This is a genomic window from Streptomyces sp. NBC_01506, assembly GCF_045040295.1.
Lineage (GTDB): Bacteria > Actinomycetota > Actinomycetes > Streptomycetales > Streptomycetaceae > Streptomyces.
On record NZ_CP109422.1, the window covers coordinates 2,495,009 to 2,515,026 of the forward strand.

Sequence of the window (20,018 nt, forward strand, 5' to 3'; positions counted from 1 at the left end):
TCACTTTGCTGCTGGCTGACTGACCGGAGACTGAACGTCTCAGGCTAGCGCGGTGACAGGCTGGGGCCGACGCGGTGCGCGGGCGCCGTGGGGCGTGCCCTACTGTGCGACGGGGGCGTCGATCAGCGTCGTACGCCGCGGATTGGCCGTACGCAGCGGCAGTTCGACGGAGTGCTCCGGCTGCGCGGCCGGCACCAGCTCCACGGCGTCGTCCAGGTTCACCAGCGTGGTGCGGCGGGGGTTCGCGGTGTTGCGGAACAGCTTCGTCGTCTTCATCGGTTGTTTCAGACCTTGTCGGGGTATGGGTGCTCAGGAGCACCGGTTGTCAGAAGTGACACCTCTGTAAAGCGTCAGGCTAAACACGTAATTCCCCGCCAAAGCCCGGAAGCCGCAAGGATCTCCATGTGAGTTTCCTCACGACCTGCCGGGCAATTCACCCATCACGGACAGAGGTCAAGGCCAATGGAAACGGACATCGCACCATCGAACCCCTTATTCCACTCCTGATCATCAGGACTGGGGCACCCCTCGGCCGCAAGGGACTCGTTACGGGAAGTCCGTTTCCTCCCTGAACGGTGCCTACCAATCGTCACTCGATCCTCACAACACGTCACGTAGGTCACAGCCCGGTACGCGGCCCTTGTTGGAGATCCGGCTCTGTGCTGGAATTCCACGCACCGCCGCGGGTTCAACAGGACGGCGCGTAATGGCGCGACGCGGCGCCGAGTGGCATGCGGGGAAGGGGAGCATCGCCGGTCACTCAACGACCACCTTGGAGCGCACTCTGCGCTCCACGACGCCGACACCGTCCCGCCGTTCTGCGGGGGGACGCCTGGTCCAGAGGTTGCGACGCTAGTGCAGGGACGTTTCAAGAGGGATAGCAGCGCTGCGGCGGAGCAGGAGCCCCGTGGCGGAACCGACCGCGGCTCCTCGCCCCAGCACACCCAGAACCCGGGCCCGGGTCCGGCCGGCGAGGGTGGCGACCGGGCGGCCCAGTCCGCCGCGGCGCCCGGTGGCGACACCCCGAGCCCCACCCCCAAGTCGGCGTCCACCGACGCGGGTTCGCGAATAATGCTCCGCAACTGGCGCATCAGCACCCGTCTCGTGGCACTGCTCACCCTGCCGGTGGTCGCGGCCACCTCGCTGGGCGCACTGCGTATCAACGAGTCCATGGACGATATGAAGCAACTGGAGCACATGCAGTTGCTGACCAACATGACCAAGGAGGCGACCAGCCTCGCCGCCGCGCTCCAGGCGGAGCGTGACGAGTCGGCGGGTCCGCTCACCAACGGCGCGGACCCCAAGGACTTCAAGGTCCAGGACCGTCGTACGAAGACGGACCGGGCCAAGAAGGCATTCCTCGGCGCCACCGTGGACATCGGGAACACCGACGGCGACCAGGCGCTGGAGTCGATCCGCGCGAACGTCAGCCAGATCGCGACCCAGGTCAACAAGATCCAGGAAATCCGCAAGGACGCGTACGACACGGATGCCACGCACTCCCTGACGGTCGACGCGTACAGCGGTCTCATCGACTCGCTGCTCAGCCTCTCGCAGGACATGGCGCAGGCGACCAGCAACCCCGACATGATCAAGCGGACCCGCGCCCTGGCGGCCTTCTCCTCCGCCAAGGAGTACGCGTCGATCCAGCGCGCGATCATCGCCTCCGCCCTGCCCGCCGACCCCAAGGAGAAGGGCGAACTCAACGAGAACGACCGGCTCTACGGTCTGGCGGCGGCCACCAAGGGCGACAACGCCCTCTCCTCCTTCGACGCGCTGTACGAGTCGATGGGCGGCGACGCCGAGAAGCTGACCGCCTCGCTCAGCGGCAAGGGCAACCCCGAGATCAACGCCGCCGACGAGTACGCGGACCGGGTGCTCGGTATCTCCGGCGGTTTGGAGGGGCGGCCGAACCGCTCGTATCTGGACTGGACCGACCAGGCGTCCGCCAAGATCAACGCGATGAACATCATCGAGCAGACGCTGCTGGGTGAGATGGAGAACAAGGCGCGGCAACTGCGCGAGAAGTCGCAGCAGGACGCGTACATCAACGGTGCGCTGATCGTTGTCGTCCTCGGTGTCTCGCTGGTCGGCGCCTTCGTCGTCGCCCGCTCCATGATCCGCTCGCTGCGGCGCCTCCAGGAGACGGCCACCAAGGTCGCCCAGGACCGGCTGCCCGAGCTGGTCAAGCAGCTCTCCGAGGCCGACCCGCAGGACGTGGACACCTCCGTCGAGTCCGTCGGTGTGCACTCCAGGGACGAGATCGGCAAGGTCGCCGCGGCGTTCGACGACGTGCACCGCGAGGCCGTCCGGCTCGCCGCCGAGCAGGCGCTGCTGCGGGGCAACGTCAACGCGATGTTCACCAACCTCTCGCGCCGCAGCCAGGGTCTGATCCAGCGTCAGCTCTCGCTGATCTCGGAGCTCGAGTCCCGTGAGGCCGACCCGGACCAGTTGTCCTCGCTGTTCAAGCTGGACCACCTCGCGACCCGTATGCGCCGTAACGGTGAGAACCTGCTGGTCCTCGCCGGTGAGGAGCCGGGCCGCCGGTGGACGCGCCCCGTCCCGCTGGTCGACGTGCTGCGTGCCGCGGCCTCCGAGGTGGAGCAGTACGAGCGGATCGAACTGGCCTCGGTACCCACGACCGAGGTCGCCGGCCGTGTGGTCAACGACCTCGTGCACCTGCTCGCCGAGCTGCTGGAGAACGCCACGTCGTTCTCCTCGCCGCAGACCAAGGTCCGGGTCACCGGTCACGCGCTGCCCGACGGGCGGGTGCTCGTCGAGATCCATGACACCGGCATCGGCCTGTCCCCCGAGGACCTGGCCGCGATCAACGAACGGCTCGCGTCGCCGCCCACCGTGGACGTCTCGGTGTCGCGCCGCATGGGTCTGTTCGTGGTCGGCCGGCTGTCGCTGCGCCACGGCATCAGGATTCAGCTCCGCCCCTCCGACTCCGGTGGCACGACCGCGCTGGTCATGCTGCCCGTCGATGTCGCCAACGGCGGCAAGAAGATGCCGCCGCGCCCCGGCGTCGGCGCGCAGAACGGTGCGGGCGGACAGTCGCCCGCCGGTCAGGGCGTCCTCGGCGGCGGCCAGCAGTCCGGCATCGCCGCCGGGCTCGCGGGCGGCGCGGCCGGAGCCGGGCGGCTGGCCACTCCGCCCTCACGCGGCCAGGTCGGCGCCGGTACGGGGCCCCGCGCCGCGCTGCCGGCCAGGAACGGGATGCAGAGCGGCCTGCCCACCCGGCCGCAGTCCGGTCCGCCGCAGGACCCGCAGCGTCAGGGCGCCGGCCAGGGGTCGGGGCAGCCGAGCCTGTTCGGCACGAGCCCGCGTGACCAGGCAGCGCCGGGCCGTCCGGGCGCGCAGGCCGGTCCCGGCCCGTCGGGTCCGGTGCCGCAGGCCGGCGGCCGGCTCGCCCGGCCCGGTCAGAGCCTGTCCAGTCCGAACCAACGCGGCTCCGGCGACCGCGGCGCGTTCCCGCAGGGCGCGAACGCCGCGGCCGGTGGACCGCCGCCGGCCGACCGCGGCCGTCAACTGCCGCCGCCCGGCGGGCCGCGCGCCGAGTTGCCGGGGGGCAACCCGCAGCCGCCGCAGCGCCCGCAGCGTCCCGGAACCACCAGTTGGGGCGGCCAACAGCCGCCCGCGCCGCAGCGGTTCTCGCCGGACGCCCCGCGCGGTCACGAGGAGCCCGAGACCTCCGGTCAGTTCGCCGTGCCGTCGGCGGGGCAGGGGCCCGGCTCCACGGCCGAGTTCGCGCGTCCCGACTTCGACGGCCCCCGGCCGGACCTGAACAGCGGCAACGTCGGCACCGGCGGCGGCGACGGATTCGGTGACGGATTCGGCGACACCGGATCCCATCCGCTGCCCAACTCGGGCGACGTCAATGGCGGTTGGCAGGACCAGGGGCAGAACCAGGGCCAGGCGCTGGGCTCGACGGCCCAGTTCCCCCGCCCGGACTTCAACGCGCCCCGTCCCCCGGTGCCGGCCCCCGCGCCGGGCTCCGACCCCTTCGGCCGGACGCCGCCCGGACAGGGCCGTCCCGGCGCCGACCAGGGCCAGGGCCAGGGCCAGGGTCCGGGTCCGGGCCAGGGCCGCCCCGCGTTCGGTCAGAACGGCGCGGACTTCGGCAGCAACAATGCCGACTTCGGCGCCCCGCGCCAGCCGGTCGGAGCGCTTCCGCAGCAGTCCCAGCCGGAGGCGCTGCCCCCGGCCGGTCCCGGCGACGGCCGTACGCCGCTGTTCGACACGCTGGAGACCAACTGGTTCCACGGGCAGCAGAACGGCGGCTCCGACCGTCCGGGAGAGCCCGCGGGACCCGAGCAGCAGCCACCGTCCGCGCAGTACTCCCCGGAGGGGCTGCCGGACCGGCCGGCGTCCTCTCCTCCCCCGATGCCGCAACGACAGCCGGCGAACGGCAACACCAACGGCAACGGCGCCGTCACGTCCTCCTGGCGCACGTCACCCAATGACGAGCTGGTACGCCAGGCCGAGCGGGTCAAGAAGCCCGCCGCGGGCGGAATCACCACCTCAGGTCTGCCTCGACGGGTCCCGCGTGCCAACCTGGTGCCGGGAACCGCACAGGAGCAGAGCAACCAGACCGGTCCGCAGGTCTCGCGTGCGCCAGACGACGTACGCGGCCGGCTGACCAACCTTCGCCGGGGCATCCAGCAGGGTCGTCAGGCCGGCGGCCGTACCGCCGACAGCTCGACGACCGGCAGTTTCAACCTCGGCCCCTCTCACCAGCAGGAGCGTTAGTTGAGTCCGATGAGCCAGGCGGCGCAGAATCTGAACTGGTTGATCACCAACTTTGTGGACAACACCCCCGGGGTGTCCCACACAGTGGTCGTATCCGCCGACGGCCTGCTGCTGGCCATGTCCGAAGGCTTCCCACGCGACCGAGCCGATCAACTCGCGGCCGTCGCCTCCGGCCTGACCTCGCTGACCGCGGGTGCGTCCCGGATCTTCGAGGGCGGGCCTGTCACCCAGACCGTCGTGGAGATGGACCGCGGGTTCCTCTTCCTGATGTCCGTCTCCGACGGTTCCTCACTGGCGGTGCTCGCACACCCCGACTGCGACATCGGCCTGGTGGGCTACGAGATGGCCCTCCTGGTCGACCGGGCGGGAACGGTGCTGACACCGGACCTGCGCGCCGAACTCCAGGGGAGCCTGCTGCACTGAGGCTTCCAGGTACCGCCCACAGCGCCACACCCCGTCAGGCCGCCAACCGGCCCCACCCCGGCCCAGTCAGACGGCACGCAGACATCTTGCTGTCACGCCCGGAGGATTCATGACCCCGCCACCCGCCTCTCACGATCCGTACGGCGCCTCGATCGACGCGTCCTACGGACTTGAAGGCGATCAGCCGCTGGTACGCCCGTACGCCATGACCGGCGGCCGGACCCGGCCGCGGTACCAGCTCGCCATCGAGGCACTGGTCAGTACGACGGCCGATCCGGCGCATCTCGCCGGGCTCCTCCCCGAGCACCAGCGGATCTGCCATCTCTGCCGTGAGGTGAAGTCCGTCGCCGAGGTGTCGGCGCTGCTGTCCATGCCGCTCGGTGTGGCACGCATCCTCGTGGCCGACCTGGCCGAGGCCGGCATGGTGGCCATCCACCAGCCGGGTAACGGAGAGGCCGGCGGCACGCCGGATGTGACACTGCTCGAAAGGGTGCTCAGTGGACTTCGCAAGCTCTAGTGGCGGCGGCGGAGCGGCCCGGTCGACCACTTCCGCGAAGATCGTGGTGGCGGGCGGATTCGGCGTGGGCAAGACCACGTTCGTCGGCGCCGTCTCGGAGATCAACCCGCTGCGTACCGAAGCCGTCATGACCAGCGCCTCCGCCGGCATCGACGACCTCACCCACACCGGAGACAAGACCACCACCACCGTGGCCATGGACTTCGGCCGCATCACCCTCGACCAGGACCTGATCCTCTACCTGTTCGGTACCCCCGGACAGGACCGTTTCTGGTTCATGTGGGACGACCTCGTACGCGGCGCCATCGGCGCCGTGGTGCTGGTCGACACCCGCCGCCTCGCCGACTGCTTCCCCGCCGTCGACTACTTCGAGAACTCGGGACTCCCCTTCGTCATCGCCCTCAACGGCTTCGACGGACACCAGCCCTACACCCCCGAGGAAGTTCGGGAAGCGCTTCAGATCGGCCCGGACGCGCCTATCATCACCACCGACGCCCGGCACCGCGCCGACGCCAAGAGCGGACTCATCACGCTCGTCGAACACGCACTTATGGCCCGTCTCAAGTAGACGACCACGTACGGCAGTTGCCGTAGCCTGGACCGGGTGTGGGCTGTGTCTTTTGACACGGCCCACCTCGGTGTTCATAACGTTTGAGAAGAGAATTCACGCCGCTCGGACACCCGACGCGTTCGGCTGGTATCGCTGTGCTCATATCGTCCTCGCCTTTTGACGGGGCTCGCTCTTTATGCCCGTTTTATCTGCGGTATGGACCACTCGGAATGGCTGATTCCCACTGTTTGGAACGGGACCGCCTCACGTGCTGGAATTCGATGAACTCCCGAGTAGTACAGCCCTGAACGAAAAACGGCACAGCGTAGGTGCCGACGCCGAGAGGTTGTTGGTCGAGTGAGGCGCAGCATGACGAGCACCGCGGAGCAGGCGGCGCGGGGTAACTTCACCCCGCCGCGGCGTACGGCGGCGCCGCCTGCGGACGCGCCGGGCAGGCCCCCGACACCGGGCAGCACCAGCCGGCTGTCCCCGCGTAACTGGCGGGTGCCGACCCGGCTCAACGCGATCCTCCTCATCCCCGTGCTCGTGGGCCTCGTCATGGGCGGCTTCCAGGTCAAGGGCTCCGTCGACACCTGGCAGGAGGCGCAGGACGCCGAGCAGACCGCGCTCGTCGTACGGGCCGCGTCCGGGTACGGCCAGGCACTGCTCAACGAGCGCGACCTCACCGCCCAGCCGCTGCTGACGAACAAGCGCGACGACAAGGCCGTCGTGGCGGCCAGGGCCACCACCGACGCGGCGAAGGCCACGTTCGACCGCGCCGTGAAGTCCATGCCGCGGGACGAGGGCCTGGAGCGGCGGCTGCGGCTGTTCCGCGCCGAGGAGCCCAAGCTGGAGACGATCCGCAAGACGGCGTACACCGCGGGCGTCGAGACGCCCGACAAGACCGGCGGCAACGGCGGTCCGGTGGCGACCGAAGAGGGATACGTGCTGGTCCAGCACTCCCTCATGGAGTTCTCCAACGAACTGGGCCTGGGCACCGGCAACATCACCAGCTACGGCCGCACGGTTTACGCCATCCAGCTCGCCAAGGCCGCCGCCTCGCTCCAGCGGTCCATCGGTATGCATCTGCTGGTGCGGCCGAGCGAGAAGCCGGCGATCAGGTCGGGCCAGTCGATCGCGTTCTCGTCGTACGCCTATCTGGAGGACATCGCCATCGGCGAGTACGTCTCCGGCGGCACGGACGCGGACACGGCCAAGCTCCAGAAGGTCATGGAGGAGAAGGCCGCCGAGGGCGCCAAGAAGCTCGCGACGGCGCGGCAGCAGGCCGCGGCGGCGGGCCAGAAGTTCGTCGCCCCGCCGGCCCAGGAGGGCTCGGTGGTCGACGGCATGGTCGCCGCGATCGCCACCGGTGACAGCCCCTCCCAACTGGAGGAGCGCGGCGTCACCCCCACCGCGTGGATGGCGGCGACCACCGCCAAGTTCGACGGCTACACGATCATCGAGAAGGACCTGGTCGACAACGCCGTCAGCGACGCCGCGCAGATCTCCGACGACGCCAGGAACGACGCGATCATCAACGGCGCGATCGTGGTGATCGCCCTGCTGGCCGCCTTCGTGCTGGCCGGCATGATGGCGCGGCAGATGAGCCGGTCCATGCGTCAGCTCCGTACCGCCGCCTTCGGCATCGCCGAGCAGCGGCTGCCGATGCTGGTCGACCAGTTGTCCCGTACCGAGCCTGGCCGGGTCGACACCCGCGTACAGCCCATCCCGATCGACTCCAGGGACGAGATCGGCGAGGTCGCGCGCGCCTTCGACCAGGTGCACCGCGAGGCGGTACGGCTCGCCGCCGAGCAGGCCATGCTCCGGGGCAACGTCAACGCGATCTTCACCAACCTCTCGCGGCGCAACCAGTCGCTGATCGAGGGCCAGTTGACCCTGATCACCGCTCTGGAGAACAACGAGGCCGAGCCCGAGCAGTTGGAGAACCTTTTCAAGCTGGACCATCTCGCGACCCGTATGCGCCGTAACGGCGAGAACCTGCTGGTCCTCGCCGGCGAGGAGCCGGGCCGCCGCTGGAACCAGCCGGTGCCGCTGGTCGACGTGCTGCGCGCGGCGTCCTCCGAGGTCGAGAGCTACGAGCGCATCGAGCTGACCGGCGTGCCCGAGACCGACATCCACGGCCAGGCCGTGACCGACCTCGTGCATCTGCTCGCCGAGCTGCTGGAGAACGCCACCACGTTCTCGTCGCCGCAGACCAAGGTGCGGGTGACCGCGACCCGGCTGCCCGACGGCCGCGTGATGATCGAGATCCACGACAAGGGCATCGGCCTCACCGCCGAGGACTTCGCCGACATCAACCACAAGCTGGCCAACCCGCCGACGGTGGACGCCGCGGTCTCCCAGCGCATGGGGCTGTTCGTGGTCGGCCGGCTGGCGGACCGGCACGGTGTACGGGTGCAGTTGCGGCCCTCGGGCGAGCAGGCGGGCACCACGTCGCTGGTCATGCTGCCGGACGCGATCACCCACGGGGGCGGCGGCGAGCAGCCGCCGCCGCCGGACGACTTCACGGTCTCCCAGATCATTCCGGAGCAGCAGACGCCCGCGTTCGAGCCGGAGGCGCAGGCGTTCTCGGCGCCGATGCTGACGGCGGCCGAACTCGGCTTCGACGACTCCCGGTACGACAACGCCGCCGGGGCGGGCGACGGGGCCGGTGACGGGGCGGCCAATCCGCGCAGTCTCGACCCGGTGAACCGTTCCCTCAAGCGCGACGAGCGCCGCGCGGCACTGGGCGGCGGCAACGGCGCCGCCGCGGTCCCGTCCGGCGGCACGCAGCCGCTCTACGGCGATCAGGTCGACGGGCAGTACCGCGAGGAGACGGACGGCCGGTACGCGCCGCAGGAGGCGTCGTACGAGCAGAACGGCTACGCCGCCGCGCAGGGGGGCGCTCAGGGCGGTCAGACGTACGAGGGCGCGGGGTACGACGCGTACGCCACCCCCGACGGCTACCCGGCGCCGGGCGACGGATATCAGACGCCCGACGGGTACCCGCAGCAGCAGGACCCCCTGGGCGGCGGGTATACGGAAGGGGCCTACGAGGCTCCGCGGCCGGACGGGGCGGGCTACGACAACCTCTTCACGCCCCAGGCCGACCAGGGTGGCTGGAGTGACCAGGGTGGCTATCCGGGTGGGTACGAGCCGGAGCGGCGGCCCGAATCGGAATCCTCCGGCGGCGCTGCGGCGGGCGCCGGGGACCGCGTAGAATTCGAACGTCCCGGTCCCTCCCCGAGCACCAGTCACGAACTGACCGGAGCGGGACTGCCACGCCGTGGCGGCGGCTCACAGCCGCAGCGACCGCAGTCGTGGCAGCCCAACACCGGTACGGACGACGGGCAGCGGAACGGACACGACAGCGGCCCGGCCGATCTCTTCGGCCGGACCTCCCCGTCGGCCGGTACGCCGCAGGGGACGGCGCCGGTATCCGAACAGCGGGCCCCGGCCCCCGACATCGACAGCCACCGGACGGACGAGAACCAACAGACCCAACAGACCCAACAGACGAACGAGACGCACGAGACGTACGCACCGACAGCGGCCCCGCAGCCGCAGAACGGGCAGAGTGAGGCGAACGGCCCCGACGACTGGCGTTCGACGAACGACGACCGGTGGCAGCGGGCCGAGAAGCTCCGTGAGCCCAAGGCCGGCGGAATCACTCCTTCGGGACTCCCCCGCCGCGTTCCCAAGGCCAACCTGATCGAGGGAACGGCGGAGTCGACGCCGCAGAACGGCCCCCAGGTCTCGCGCGCGCCGGAGGACGTACGTGGCAGGCTGAGTAACCTGCGGCGCGGCGTCCAGCGGGGCCGCAACGCGGGGACGGGCAACACCGGCGACGCGGGAACCACGGGGACGGATACGAACGGACCGGGTCGAGGCCCGGGCAGTACCTACAACCAGGAGCGTTAGTGTGAGCCCGATGAGCCAGGCGGCGCAGAATCTCAACTGGTTGATCACCAACTTCGTGGACCACACCCCCGGGGTGTCCCACACCGTGGTGGTCTCCGCCGACGGACTCCTGCTGGCCATGTCCGAGGGTTTCCCGCGCGACCGTGCCGATCAACTGGCGGCCGTCGCCTCCGGTCTGACCTCGCTGACCGCCGGGGCGTCGAGGATCTTCGAGGGCGGTGCCGTCACCCAGACCGTCGTGGAGATGGACCGCGGGTTCCTCTTCCTCATGTCCATCTCGGACGGCTCCTCGCTGGCCGTCCTGGCGCACCCCGAGGCCGACATCGGCCTGGTGGGCTACGAAATGGCTCTGCTCGTAGACCGGGCCGGAACGGTGCTGACACCGGACCTGCGTGCCGAACTCCAGGGAAGTCTTCTCAACTAACAGACAGACAGTGCGTTTCGCGCCATCGCACCATAGGGTTCGGTGGCGCGACTCCACAGAACAGTTACCGGCGATCGGAGTCGGAGGAGGCAACGGTGGCAACACCCCCAGGCGGACACCCTTACGACGGTGGCCGACAGGTCCCGGGTGAGCGTGCCCGGAACCACTTCAACTCCCCCTCCACGCCGGGCGGGAACGGCGGCCAGGGCGGGCGGCGGGACGGCGGCGAGCAGCCGTACCAACCGCGGCAGCAGCCCTACCAGCAGCCTCAACAGCCGTACGGACAGCAGCAGTCGTACGGGCAGGGTCAGCAACAGCCGTACGGTCAACAGCAGTCGTACGGACAGGGTCAGCAGCCGCCGCAGTACGGGCAGCAGCCGCCCCGCATCCAGCCGGTGCAACCGGCGCAGCCGAGGCGCCATCAGGAGCCGGAGTACGCCGCGCACAACCCGTTGGTACGTCCGTACGCCATGACCGGCGGCCGGACCCGGCCGCGGTACCAGCTCGCCATCGAGGCACTGGTCAGCACGACGGCCGATCCGTCAAGGCTGCAAGGGCAGTTGCCCGAGCACCAGCGGATCTGCCGGCTCTGTTTCGAGATCAAATCGGTCGCCGAGATTTCGGCACTGCTCTCCATCCCCCTGGGCGTCGCCCGGATCCTCGTAGCCGACCTGGCGGAGGCCGGACTTGTCGCCATTCATCAACCCGGCGGCGACGAGACCGCCGGGGGTCAACCAGATGTGACACTGCTCGAAAGGGTGCTCAGTGGACTTCGCAAGCTCTAGCGGCGGTGCAGCCCGCTCAACCACCAGCGCGAAGATCGTGGTGGCGGGCGGATTCGGCGTGGGCAAGACCACGTTCGTCGGCGCCGTCTCGGAGATCAACCCGCTGCGTACCGAAGCCGTCATGACCAGCGCCTCCGCCGGCATCGACGACCTCACCCACACCGGAGACAAGACCACCACCACCGTGGCCATGGACTTCGGCCGCATCACCCTCGACCAGGACCTGATCCTCTACCTGTTCGGCACCCCCGGACAGGACCGCTTCTGGTTCATGTGGGACGACCTCGTACGCGGCGCCATCGGCGCCGTCGTCCTCGTCGACACCCGCCGCCTCGCCGACTGCTTCCCCGCCGTCGACTACTTCGAGAACTCGGGACTCCCCTTCGTCATCGCCCTCAACGGCTTCGACGGACACCAGCCCTACACCCCCGACGAAGTACGCGAAGCACTCCAGATCGGCCCCGACACCCCCATCATCACCACCGACGCCCGCCACCGCGCCGACGCCAAGAGCGGACTCATCACCCTCGTCGAACACGCACTCATGGCACGACTTCGCTGAGCTTTTCCGTCGGACGTTCCCGGGCCCCGTGGCCGGGAGTTGGCCGGCGACGGCGGCGGCCCCGTACTCCTCGGAGTGCGGGGCCGCCGCCGTCGCCGTTCCACGCCTTCGGCGTATCGGGTCGCGGCACGACGAGAGCCCCGCACGGTGGTCCGTGCGGGGCTCTCGCGGTGCTTTGTCGCGTACGGCTCTGTACGGCCGGCTGGGGCGTCCGGGCTCAGCCTTGCCAACTGTGCGGGGCCCGGAAGCCCGGCGTGCGCTCCAGACGGCGCCAGCCGGCCGTGGAGCGGCCTCGGTGGGCCGGGGCGGCGTCCGCGTCGGTGCGGGCCGCGGCGCGCGCCATGAGGACGGCGGTGATGGCGGCCAGCTCCTCGGGGCCGGCGTGCCCCTTCTCGACGCGGAGCAGGGAGTTGTCGGCGGGATCGTTCATCGGGCTCGTGTCTCCGTCTTCTCGGCCGGTGGGCGGCGTCGTGGGCCTCACTGCGGGGGGTTGCCGTGTTTGCGTGAGGGTAGGTCGGCGTGCTTGGTGCGGAGCATGGCGAGGGCCGAGATGAGGACCTCGCGGGTCTCGGCGGGGTCGATGACGTCATCGACCAGCCCGCGTTCCGCGGCGTAGTAGGGGTGCATCAGCTCCGCCTTGTACTCCTTGACCATGCGCCGGCGCATCGCCTCGGGGTCTTCGGCGTCGGCGATCTGCCTGCGGAAGATGACGTTGGCGGCGCCCTCGGCGCCCATCACCGCGATCTCGTTGGCCGGCCAGGCGTAGGTGAGGTCGGCGCCGATGGACTGCGAGTCCATGACGATGTAAGCACCCCCGTACGCCTTGCGCAGGATCAGCGAGATCCGCGGCACCGTCGCGTTGCAGTACGCGTAGAGGAGTTTGGCCCCGTGGCGGATGATGCCCCCGTGTTCCTGGTCCACCCCGGGCAGGAACCCGGGCACGTCCAGCAGGGTGACGAGGGGGATGTTGAACGCGTCGCACATCTGCACGAAGCGGGCGGCCTTCTCCGACGCCTCGATGTCCAGCACACCGGCGAGAGACCGCGGCTGGTTGGCGACGATGCCCACCACCTGCCCGCCGAGGCGGGCCAGGGCGCAGATGATGTTGGTGGCCCAGCGTTCGTGGATCTCCAGGAAGTCCCCGTCGTCGACGAGTTCGGCGATGACCTCACGCATGTCGTAGGGGCGGTTGCCGTCGGCCGGGACGAGGTCGAGGAGTACATCGGAGCGGCGTGCGGGCGGGTCGTGGGACTCGGCGGCGGGCGGGTTCTGCCGGTTGTTGGAGGGCAGCATCGCCAGCAGGTAGCGCACCTCCGCGATGCACGTCTCCTCGTCGTCGTAGGCGAAGTGCGCCACCCCCGAGGTTTCCGCGTGCACATCCGCCCCGCCCAGGCCGTTCTGCGTGATCTCCTCACCGGTGACGGCCTTGACCACGTCGGGGCCGGTGATGAACATCTGCGACGTCTCCCGCACCATGAACACGAAATCCGTCAGCGCCGGACTGTAAGCCGCGCCGCCCGCGCAGGGGCCGAGCATCACACTGATCTGCGGGATCACCCCCGACGCCCGCGTATTGCGCTGAAAGATCCCCCCGTACCCCGCGAGCGCCGAGACACCCTCCTGGATACGCGCCCCCGCACCGTCGTTCAACGACACCAGCGGAGCACCGGCCGAGATCGCCATGTCCATGATCTTGTGGATCTTCTCCGCGTGCGCCTCACCCAGCGCACCCCCGAAAATCCGGAAATCATGCGCATACACGAACACCGTACGGCCCTCGACCGACCCCCACCCGGTCACCACACCATCGGTGTACGGACGCTTCGCCTCCAGCCCGAAGCCGGTGGCCCGGTGCCGCCGCAACTGCTCGACCTCCCGGAACGAGCCCTCGTCGAGCAGCAGCGCGATCCGCTCGCGGGCCGTCAGCTTGCCCTTGGCATGCTGGGCCTCGGTCGCGCGTTCGCTCGGCCCGCTCAGCGCCTGCCCCCGCAGCGAGTGCAGCTCGGCCACGCGCCCACGGGCGTCAACGGGCTCACTCGGCGTCTGGTCCACAACGGTCATGTACCGACCCTACGAACATCGGAGCCGAAATGCCGCCGTCGACTCCACACAGTCTCCTGCCCGGATTCCTGGTGAGGCCGAACAGAACCGGGGTGGGCACGGGCCGAGTAGACAGCCCGAAGGCCCCCACGCTTGTAAGGTTCCTCCAGATGTCAGCCGAACGTCACCTCCGCCGCCGATGACTGCGGGTGAGCGGCGGACGTCAGGTTGTGGAGACTCCCGAACTCGTGAGAGCGCTCTCAGTCGCAACTCTTGACGCGTCCCGGACACCTGGCGAGAGTGGAGCGCAGACGCGAGGCGCGCCCCCCACGTACCGCGCCCTACCGCGTTCCCCCCACGCCTCAGGAGTACATCCGTGATATCGCGCAGACTGTTTCTGACCGGCACGGCCGCCGCGGCCACGGCGCTCACCTACCCCGCCTGGGGAAGCGCTCTCAGCCCCCGCGCGTCGGCCGCCGCCGACACCTGTGAAATCGCCCTGGTGAACAAGTCGCTGCCCGGCTCCGTCAACGCGTACGTCACCGGCCACGAGCAGGGCACCGACCGCTGGGTGCTGCTCCGCGCCGACGGTAGCGTGTACAAGCCCGAGTCGCCCGCCGGGCCCAACACCCCGCTGCCGGTCGACTGCGCCATCCCGCTGAACGCGGCGGGCGGCGCCGCCGTGACACTGACGCTGCCTCAGATGTTCGGCGCCCGCGTCTACTTCGTACGCGACGACACCCTGGACTTCTTCCTGAACCCGGGTCCTTCGCTGGTCGAGCCGGCGTTCGCGAACGAGGGCGACCCCAACAACGGCCGCACCTGGTCGTTCTGCGAATTCACCTTCAACCCGCAGCAGTTGTACTCAAACATCAGCTACGTCGACCTGGTGACCGCGCTGCCGATCGGGATCACGCTGGAGGGTGACGCCAGGCACGAGGTCGCCCCGCTGCCGGACGGCGCGCTCCAGAAGATCGCGGACGGTCTGACCGCGCAGGCGGCGGCGGACGGACAGCCGTGGGACAAGCTGGTCACGCGCGGCGCCGACGGCTCGGTCCTGCGGGTGATCGCGCCGCAGAACGCGATGGCGCCGTACTTCGACAGGCCGGACGAGATGCCCTTCAGGGATGTCTTCAACGGCTACATCGACCAGGTCTGGCGGAAGTACGCCGCCGAGGATCTGAGGATCGACCTCCAGGGCGGACGCGGCGTGCTGGCCGGCCGGGTCAGCGGCGACACGCTCACCTTCGCCGGCGGCCACACCTTCGCCAAGCCGTCCTCGAAGGACGTCTTCACCTGCAACCACGGCCCCTTCACCAACAACCCGGACGATTCGGACGACAAGAAGGCCCTCCTCGCGCGGCTGGCGGCCGGATTCAATCGCTCGACGCTGCTCACCCACCCCGACCAGCCGAACGGCGCCACGGCGGCCGACTACTACAAGGACCCGGCCACCAACCACTGGGCGCGGGTGCTGCACGCGAACACCCCGATCGGGTACGCGTTCCCGTACGACGACGTACGGCCGGACGGCGAGCCGGACGTCTCGGGCGCGGCGCACGACGGGAATCCCGTGCGCTTCACCGTGTCGGTCGGCTCCTGATCCCCGGAGCCCCGCGCCAGTCGGACGGTGCCCCGCCACCCCCCTCCTCCCGTGGGGGTGGCGGGGCACCGTCATGTTTCGGCCAGCCTCACCCGATCGGCGGAAGATGTTGAAACTTAAACGAGATAGGTCTAGGATGAAGCTACTTGAACGCTAAACAAACACGTATCGGGAGACACGACCATGGCACTCTTCAACCGCAAGTCCGAGAACGACTCCACCACCACCGCCCCGGTGAACCCCGAGCTGGCCGCACTCACCGGTGACTACACCATCGACCCGTCGCACAGCAGCATCGGCTTCCAGGTGCGCCACGTGATGGTCAGCAACGTCCGCGGCACCTTCAGCAAGCACGAGGGCACGCTGAGCCTGGACGGCTCGAAGCCGGAGAACTCCTCCGCGTCGATCGACGTGGAGATCGAGAGCGTCGACACCGGCGCGCCCGACCGTGACGGTCACCTGCGCAGCGCCGACTTCTTCGACGCCGAGACATTCCCCAAGATGACCTTCCGCTCGACCAGCGCCGAGCAGGTCGGCGGCGACGACTACCGCATCACCGGTGACCTCACGATCAAGGACGTCACCAAGCCGCTCACCATCGACCTGGAGTTCAACGGCTCGGCCACCGACCAGTTCGGCAACGAGCGCGTCGGCTTCGAGGGCAACGCCACGATCTCCCGCTCCGACTGGGGCCTGACCTGGAACGCGACGCTGGAGTCCGGCGGCGTGGTGGTCAGTGACAAGGTGAAGCTGGCCTTCGACATCTCCGCGGTCAAGAACCAGCCGCAGGCCGCCTGACCGGGCGGCACCGGAGACCGGGACACCGCGAGGACCTCGCGGGCCCGGAGTACGGGGAGCGCGGGCGGCGGAACGGCACGGGGCAGGCGTCAGAAGCCACCCCCGTCGAATCCGCCGCCGCCTCCGAAGTCCCCTCCCCCGCCGAAGCCGCCGCCGTCGAAGCCGCCGCCACCGAAGTCGCCGCCGGAGCCGCCGCCGTCGTAGCCGGTGTAGTCGCCGCCTCCGTAGTCCGCGGCGTAGGCGGGCGTGGTCAGGACGGTGCCGAGCATCGTGCCGACCAGCAGGGCGGGGAGCACGCCGCCGCCGAAGTAGCCGCCTGCCCAGGGGCCGTACGCGGGACCGGCGTCGTAGTACGGGCGCGGCCCGTGCTCGGTCTGCACCATCCGCGTCATCGGGTCGTCGCCGTCCTCCAGGCGCGCCGCGTCCGCCGCGCAGACGGGGATCGGCCGTACGGCGCCGCCGGGCGGCGGTGACCAGTCCACGTCCTTCACGGACGGGCCGTGCCGGGGGTCGAAGAAGCACGGCGAACGGCGCTGCGGGAGCGGTGCGCCCTCCCGCCGCGCGGCCAGCGTGGCCAGCGAGAAACGGCCGTCCTCCAGCGCCTCGGTCACCCCGCGCACATCGTCGGGGCGCACCGCCGCCGCCATGAGCGATTTCGCCTTCTCGTACGCGTCCAGCGCGTGCTCGTAGTCCGCGCGCATCGCGTCGTCGGCGCCCTTCTCGCCCGGGTGGAAGTCGAGACGGTCCAGCTCCTCGCCGAAGGCGGTGATGTCCTCGTCCACGACGACCCTGAGCTTGTCGAGGGCCTGCCTGTCGCGCGCCTCTGTACGGAGGCGGTTGCGGCGCAGTACCGCGTACACCCCGGCGCCGCCCAGTACGACGATGCCACCGAGCGTGATCAGCCCGGTCGCCGCGCCGTCCCCGGCGCCGTCACCGGAGGACGTGTCCCAGCCCGCCGGCGCCTGGCCGCGCGACTGGGCGAGGGCCTGGTCCACGAAGTTGTTGAGTTCCGTCGACGCCGCGACGGGGCCCGTGCCCTTGGCCCCGTCGGTGATCGAACGGACGGTGTCGAGCGGCAGCACCCGCGGGTCGGCGGCGGCATCGAACCTGTCGCCGAGTCGGACGGCGTACACACCGGACACCCCGGTCGCGTCCCGGACTCTGTTCAGCAGTGTGTTGTCCGGATTGAATTCGGCGGCCTGCGGCAGGACGGCGACGAAGACCGGCTTGTCCGCGTCCTTGATCTTCTTCGTCAGGGCGTCGGCGTCCGACCGGGAGAGCTGGCCGGAGGCGCGCGGGTCGACATAGACCGGACCTTTCTTGAAGGCCTCGGCCACGGCATCGGGGCCGGTGGCTGCTGCCTGCGCGCCCGGCGCCGCGACAACGGCGGCGCCCGTGAAGGCGAGCAACAACCCGGACAGAGTGGTGAACAGCCTCGTCCTCATATCACCGACGGTACCGGAGGGTGCCACGATCCGGAGTGGGCCGAATGTGACGGAACGAGGACGGATCAGGGCGGGACGGTGGCCGTACAGCGCCCCGTACGGAGCGGGGCCGGGGCGGTCGTGGCCATGGTGGCCGTCGTGGAACGAGCGACGCACCCGGGCGGGGAGGCCCGGGTGCGTCACTCATGGGGGTCCAGACGGCGCGGCGTCCGCGCCCCGCGCCCTTCCGCTTCCGATTCCGCTTCCGATTCCGATTCTGTGGTCCGTTACCTCTGCTCCACCCGCACCCAGTCGATCTCCGCCTTCACCCCGCCCTGCGCGACCTTGTCGACGCTCGACTGGGGCAGACCCCAGTACGGCGAGGTGACCTGGTTGTGCCCGGCCGGGTAGGCGCCGCCCAGCGCCAGGTTGAGGATCACGTACTGGTTGTGGTCGAAGACCCACTCCCCCCGCGTCGACTCCAGCTTCTGCCGCGACGTGGTCTGCACGGTCTGGCCGTCGACGCTGAAGACCATGCCCTCGGGTGTCCACTCGACGGCGTACGTGTGCCACTGGTCCACCCGCCCGCCGTTCGGGAAGGTCTGCGACTTGCCGATGTTGCCGGCGGCCGAGTAGCCGGGGCCGTGCAGCGCGGTGCTCGTCCAGTCCGCGTAGCCGATGTTCTCCATGATGTCCGTCTCGCCAGAGCCCGGCCAGGACACCGAGGGATTGTCCACGTCACTGCCCAGCAGCCAGAACGCCGGCCAGAAGCCGTCGCCGACGGGGAGCTTCATACGGGCGCTGACCTTGCCGTACGTGAAGTCGAACTTGGTGTTGGTGTCGACGCGGCCGGAGGTGAAGTCGTACGTGCCGCCGCCCGGCACCGTGGTGCAGCCCTTGCAGTACTTCGACTCCAGGACGAGCGCGCCGTTCTGGGTCTTGATGTTGTCCGGCGAGTCCACATACGCCTGCGACTCGCCGTTGACGGAGCCCATCTCCTGACCGGTGCGGACCACGCGCCACTTGGCGCGGTCGAGGCCGGAGCCGGTGAAGTCGTCGAAGAAGGTCTGCCGGTAGGCGCCGCCGGGGTTCTGCGGCAGTGCGGGGTACGCCGCCGCGGCGCTGCCGCCGGTACCCCAGACCTGGAACTCGTACAGCGAGTAGCCGAACTGCGCCGTCGACGGCGCCGGGTTGTAGAAGGAGCGGCGCTCCTTGCCCAGCATCCGCACGTAGCGGCCGGTCGCCGGGGTCGGCAGGGTGATGGTGTCGTGTCTGCCGACCGCGTCGCCCGGTGACTTGATGTTCGCCCGGCGCTCGGCGATCTGCGCGGCCGAAGGCTGGTAAACGGTGCGCCAGTTGAGGTTGTCGTCGGAGACCTGGAGGTCGAAGTCGACCGCGTACGCCGCCTCCCAGTACAGGTCCACGGACTGGATCGTGGACCGCGCGCCGAGGTCCACGCCGACCCAGCGGTTCTGGTTCCAGTCGCTCGACCAGCGGGACTGGTCGGCCTTGAGATCGGCCGGCCAGCCGCCGTCGGTGACGAAGGCGGGTGAGTTGCCCGCGTGCTGGTAGAGGTCGCCGTACGCGGGGTGGTTCAGCGCGAGATTGCTGCGGGTCGTGGAGGCGGGGGCGGGTTCGCCGCCGAAGACCTGGAAGGAGAAGAGGGAGTAGCCCCAGGCGGTGGCGCGCTCGACGCCGCGCATCCGGACGTAGCGCCCGGTGGCCTCCTGCGGGTACGTGTGCGCGGTGACGGTGCCGCCGGTGCCCTCGTTCTCGGTGTAGAAGTCCGTCCAGTCGGCGCCGTTCGCGGAGATCTCCAGAACGTACTGCTTGCCGTAGGCGGCCTCCCATTCGAGCTTCACCTGGCTGACGCGGATGACGCTGCCGAGGTCGACCTGGATCCAGGCGTTGTCGGCGAAGTCGCTCGCCCACCGGGTGGTGGGGTTGTTGTCGAAGGCGGCGGTGGCGGGGGTGCCGGCGTTCTCGGTGCCGGAGGTGGTGACGGCCGCCGGCCGGGCCGCGACGGCTTCCGCCGCGCGGTCGGTGTTCCAGGCCGCGGCGGCCTGGACGACGGGGGGCCGTGGCGGCGCGCCGAAGGCGAGCGGTGCCGACAGCGCGAGCAGGGCGAGTGTGGTGGTCGCGAGTAAGGACGTACGTGGGGGCATCGGTGACTCCGTGGAATGCGGGTGAATGGAGCGATGTCCGTACGGGGTGTTACC

15 protein-coding genes are annotated in these 20,018 nt (G+C 69.9%); 10 read left to right on the forward strand and 5 right to left on the reverse strand.

Features of this window, described 5'->3' with window-relative positions; translation table 11 throughout:
* Positions 1–99: 99 nt before the first annotated feature.
* On the reverse strand, positions 100–276 hold the full coding sequence (locus OG329_RS10530; RefSeq protein WP_405794358.1) for a hypothetical protein: 177 nt from the start codon (positions 274–276) through the stop codon (positions 100–102).
* 579 nt (positions 277–855) lie between these two features.
* Between OG329_RS10530 and OG329_RS10535 the strand changes: the two genes are divergently transcribed.
* The 8 genes from OG329_RS10535 (at position 856) to OG329_RS10570 (ending at position 11,934) form a co-directional block, all read left to right on the forward strand.
* Entirely contained in the window at positions 856–4,752 is a 3,897-nt protein-coding gene (locus OG329_RS10535) for a nitrate- and nitrite sensing domain-containing protein (RefSeq protein ID WP_405794360.1), read from the forward strand.
* Between the two features lie 9 nt (positions 4,753–4,761).
* Positions 4,762–5,175 carry a roadblock/LC7 domain-containing protein gene (locus tag OG329_RS10540; protein ID WP_023538416.1) on the forward strand — a complete coding sequence of 138 codons (414 nt, stop codon included), beginning with the start codon at positions 4,762–4,764 and terminating at the stop codon, positions 5,173–5,175.
* Between the two features lie 109 nt (positions 5,176–5,284).
* Positions 5,285–5,692: a DUF742 domain-containing protein gene (locus tag OG329_RS10545; protein WP_364603471.1), complete on the forward strand. Its 408-nt coding sequence runs from the start codon at positions 5,285–5,287 to the stop codon at positions 5,690–5,692.
* On the forward strand, positions 5,673–6,260 hold the full coding sequence (locus OG329_RS10550; RefSeq protein ID WP_405794361.1) for a GTP-binding protein: 588 nt from the start codon (positions 5,673–5,675) through the stop codon (positions 6,258–6,260). The genes OG329_RS10545 and OG329_RS10550 overlap by 20 nt, the downstream gene beginning before the upstream one ends.
* Positions 6,261–6,599: 339 nt before the next feature.
* Positions 6,600–10,163: a nitrate- and nitrite sensing domain-containing protein gene (locus OG329_RS10555; RefSeq protein ID WP_405794362.1), complete on the forward strand. Its 3,564-nt coding sequence runs from the start codon at positions 6,600–6,602 to the stop codon at positions 10,161–10,163.
* A 10-nt stretch (positions 10,164–10,173) separates the two neighbouring features.
* A complete protein-coding gene (locus OG329_RS10560; RefSeq protein WP_078079450.1) occupies positions 10,174–10,587 on the forward strand; it encodes a roadblock/LC7 domain-containing protein in 414 nt (137 codons plus the stop codon).
* Between the two features lie 95 nt (positions 10,588–10,682).
* Complete coding sequence (locus tag OG329_RS10565) at positions 10,683–11,372, forward strand: DUF742 domain-containing protein (protein ID WP_405794363.1); 690 nt, start codon at positions 10,683–10,685, stop codon at positions 11,370–11,372.
* Entirely contained in the window at positions 11,353–11,934 is a 582-nt protein-coding gene (locus tag OG329_RS10570; RefSeq protein ID WP_031229389.1) for an ATP/GTP-binding protein, read from the forward strand. The genes OG329_RS10565 and OG329_RS10570 overlap by 20 nt, the downstream gene beginning before the upstream one ends.
* 217 nt (positions 11,935–12,151) lie before the next feature.
* Here the strand turns inward: OG329_RS10570 and OG329_RS10575 are convergent, their stop codons facing one another.
* Both OG329_RS10575 and OG329_RS10580 read right to left on the reverse strand, forming a co-directional pair.
* Entirely contained in the window at positions 12,152–12,364 is a 213-nt protein-coding gene (locus OG329_RS10575; protein ID WP_405794364.1) for an acyl-CoA carboxylase subunit epsilon, read from the reverse strand.
* 47 nt (positions 12,365–12,411) lie between these two features.
* Entirely contained in the window at positions 12,412–13,995 is a 1,584-nt protein-coding gene (locus OG329_RS10580; RefSeq protein ID WP_405794366.1) for an acyl-CoA carboxylase subunit beta, read from the reverse strand.
* Between the two features lie 355 nt (positions 13,996–14,350).
* On the opposite strand from OG329_RS10580, the gene OG329_RS10585 reads away from it, so the two are divergent.
* Together OG329_RS10585 and OG329_RS10590 are read left to right on the forward strand one after the other, a co-directional pair.
* Complete coding sequence (locus tag OG329_RS10585) at positions 14,351–15,577, forward strand: glycoside hydrolase family 64 protein (protein ID WP_405794367.1); 1,227 nt, start codon at positions 14,351–14,353, stop codon at positions 15,575–15,577.
* 183 nt (positions 15,578–15,760) lie between these two features.
* Positions 15,761–16,375 carry a YceI family protein gene (locus OG329_RS10590; protein WP_405794368.1) on the forward strand — a complete coding sequence of 205 codons (615 nt, stop codon included), beginning with the start codon at positions 15,761–15,763 and terminating at the stop codon, positions 16,373–16,375.
* Positions 16,376–16,464: 89 nt separating this feature from the next.
* Here the strand turns inward: OG329_RS10590 and OG329_RS10595 are convergent, their stop codons facing one another.
* Together OG329_RS10595 and OG329_RS10600 are read right to left on the reverse strand one after the other, a co-directional pair.
* Positions 16,465–17,820 carry a hypothetical protein gene (locus tag OG329_RS10595; protein ID WP_405794369.1) on the reverse strand — a complete coding sequence of 452 codons (1,356 nt, stop codon included), beginning with the start codon at positions 17,818–17,820 and terminating at the stop codon, positions 16,465–16,467.
* Positions 17,821–18,086: 266 nt separating this feature from the next.
* A complete protein-coding gene (locus tag OG329_RS10600) occupies positions 18,087–19,964 on the reverse strand; it encodes a discoidin domain-containing protein (protein ID WP_405794371.1) in 1,878 nt (625 codons plus the stop codon).
* Positions 19,965–20,018 lie beyond the last annotated feature (54 nt).

Bases quoted from the DNA above. Each gene is read 5' to 3' on its own strand.
- OG329_RS10580 (WP_405794366.1), bottom strand. From the start codon at position 13,995: ATGACCGTTGTGGACCAGACGCCGAGTGAGCCCGTTGACGCCCGTGGG.
- OG329_RS10600 (WP_405794371.1), bottom strand. From the start codon at position 19,964: ATGCCCCCACGTACGTCCTTACTCGCGACCACCACACTCGCCCTGCTC.
- OG329_RS10575 (WP_405794364.1), bottom strand. From the start codon at position 12,364: ATGAACGATCCCGCCGACAACTCCCTGCTCCGCGTCGAGAAGGGGCAC.
- OG329_RS10560 (WP_078079450.1), top strand. From the start codon at position 10,174: ATGAGCCAGGCGGCGCAGAATCTCAACTGGTTGATCACCAACTTCGTG.
- OG329_RS10540 (WP_023538416.1), top strand. From the start codon at position 4,762: ATGAGCCAGGCGGCGCAGAATCTGAACTGGTTGATCACCAACTTTGTG.
- OG329_RS10595 (WP_405794369.1), bottom strand. From the start codon at position 17,820: ATGAGGACGAGGCTGTTCACCACTCTGTCCGGGTTGTTGCTCGCCTTC.
- OG329_RS10530 (WP_405794358.1), bottom strand. From the start codon at position 276: ATGAAGACGACGAAGCTGTTCCGCAACACCGCGAACCCCCGCCGCACC.
- OG329_RS10545 (WP_364603471.1), top strand. From the start codon at position 5,285: ATGACCCCGCCACCCGCCTCTCACGATCCGTACGGCGCCTCGATCGAC.
- OG329_RS10590 (WP_405794368.1), top strand. From the start codon at position 15,761: ATGGCACTCTTCAACCGCAAGTCCGAGAACGACTCCACCACCACCGCC.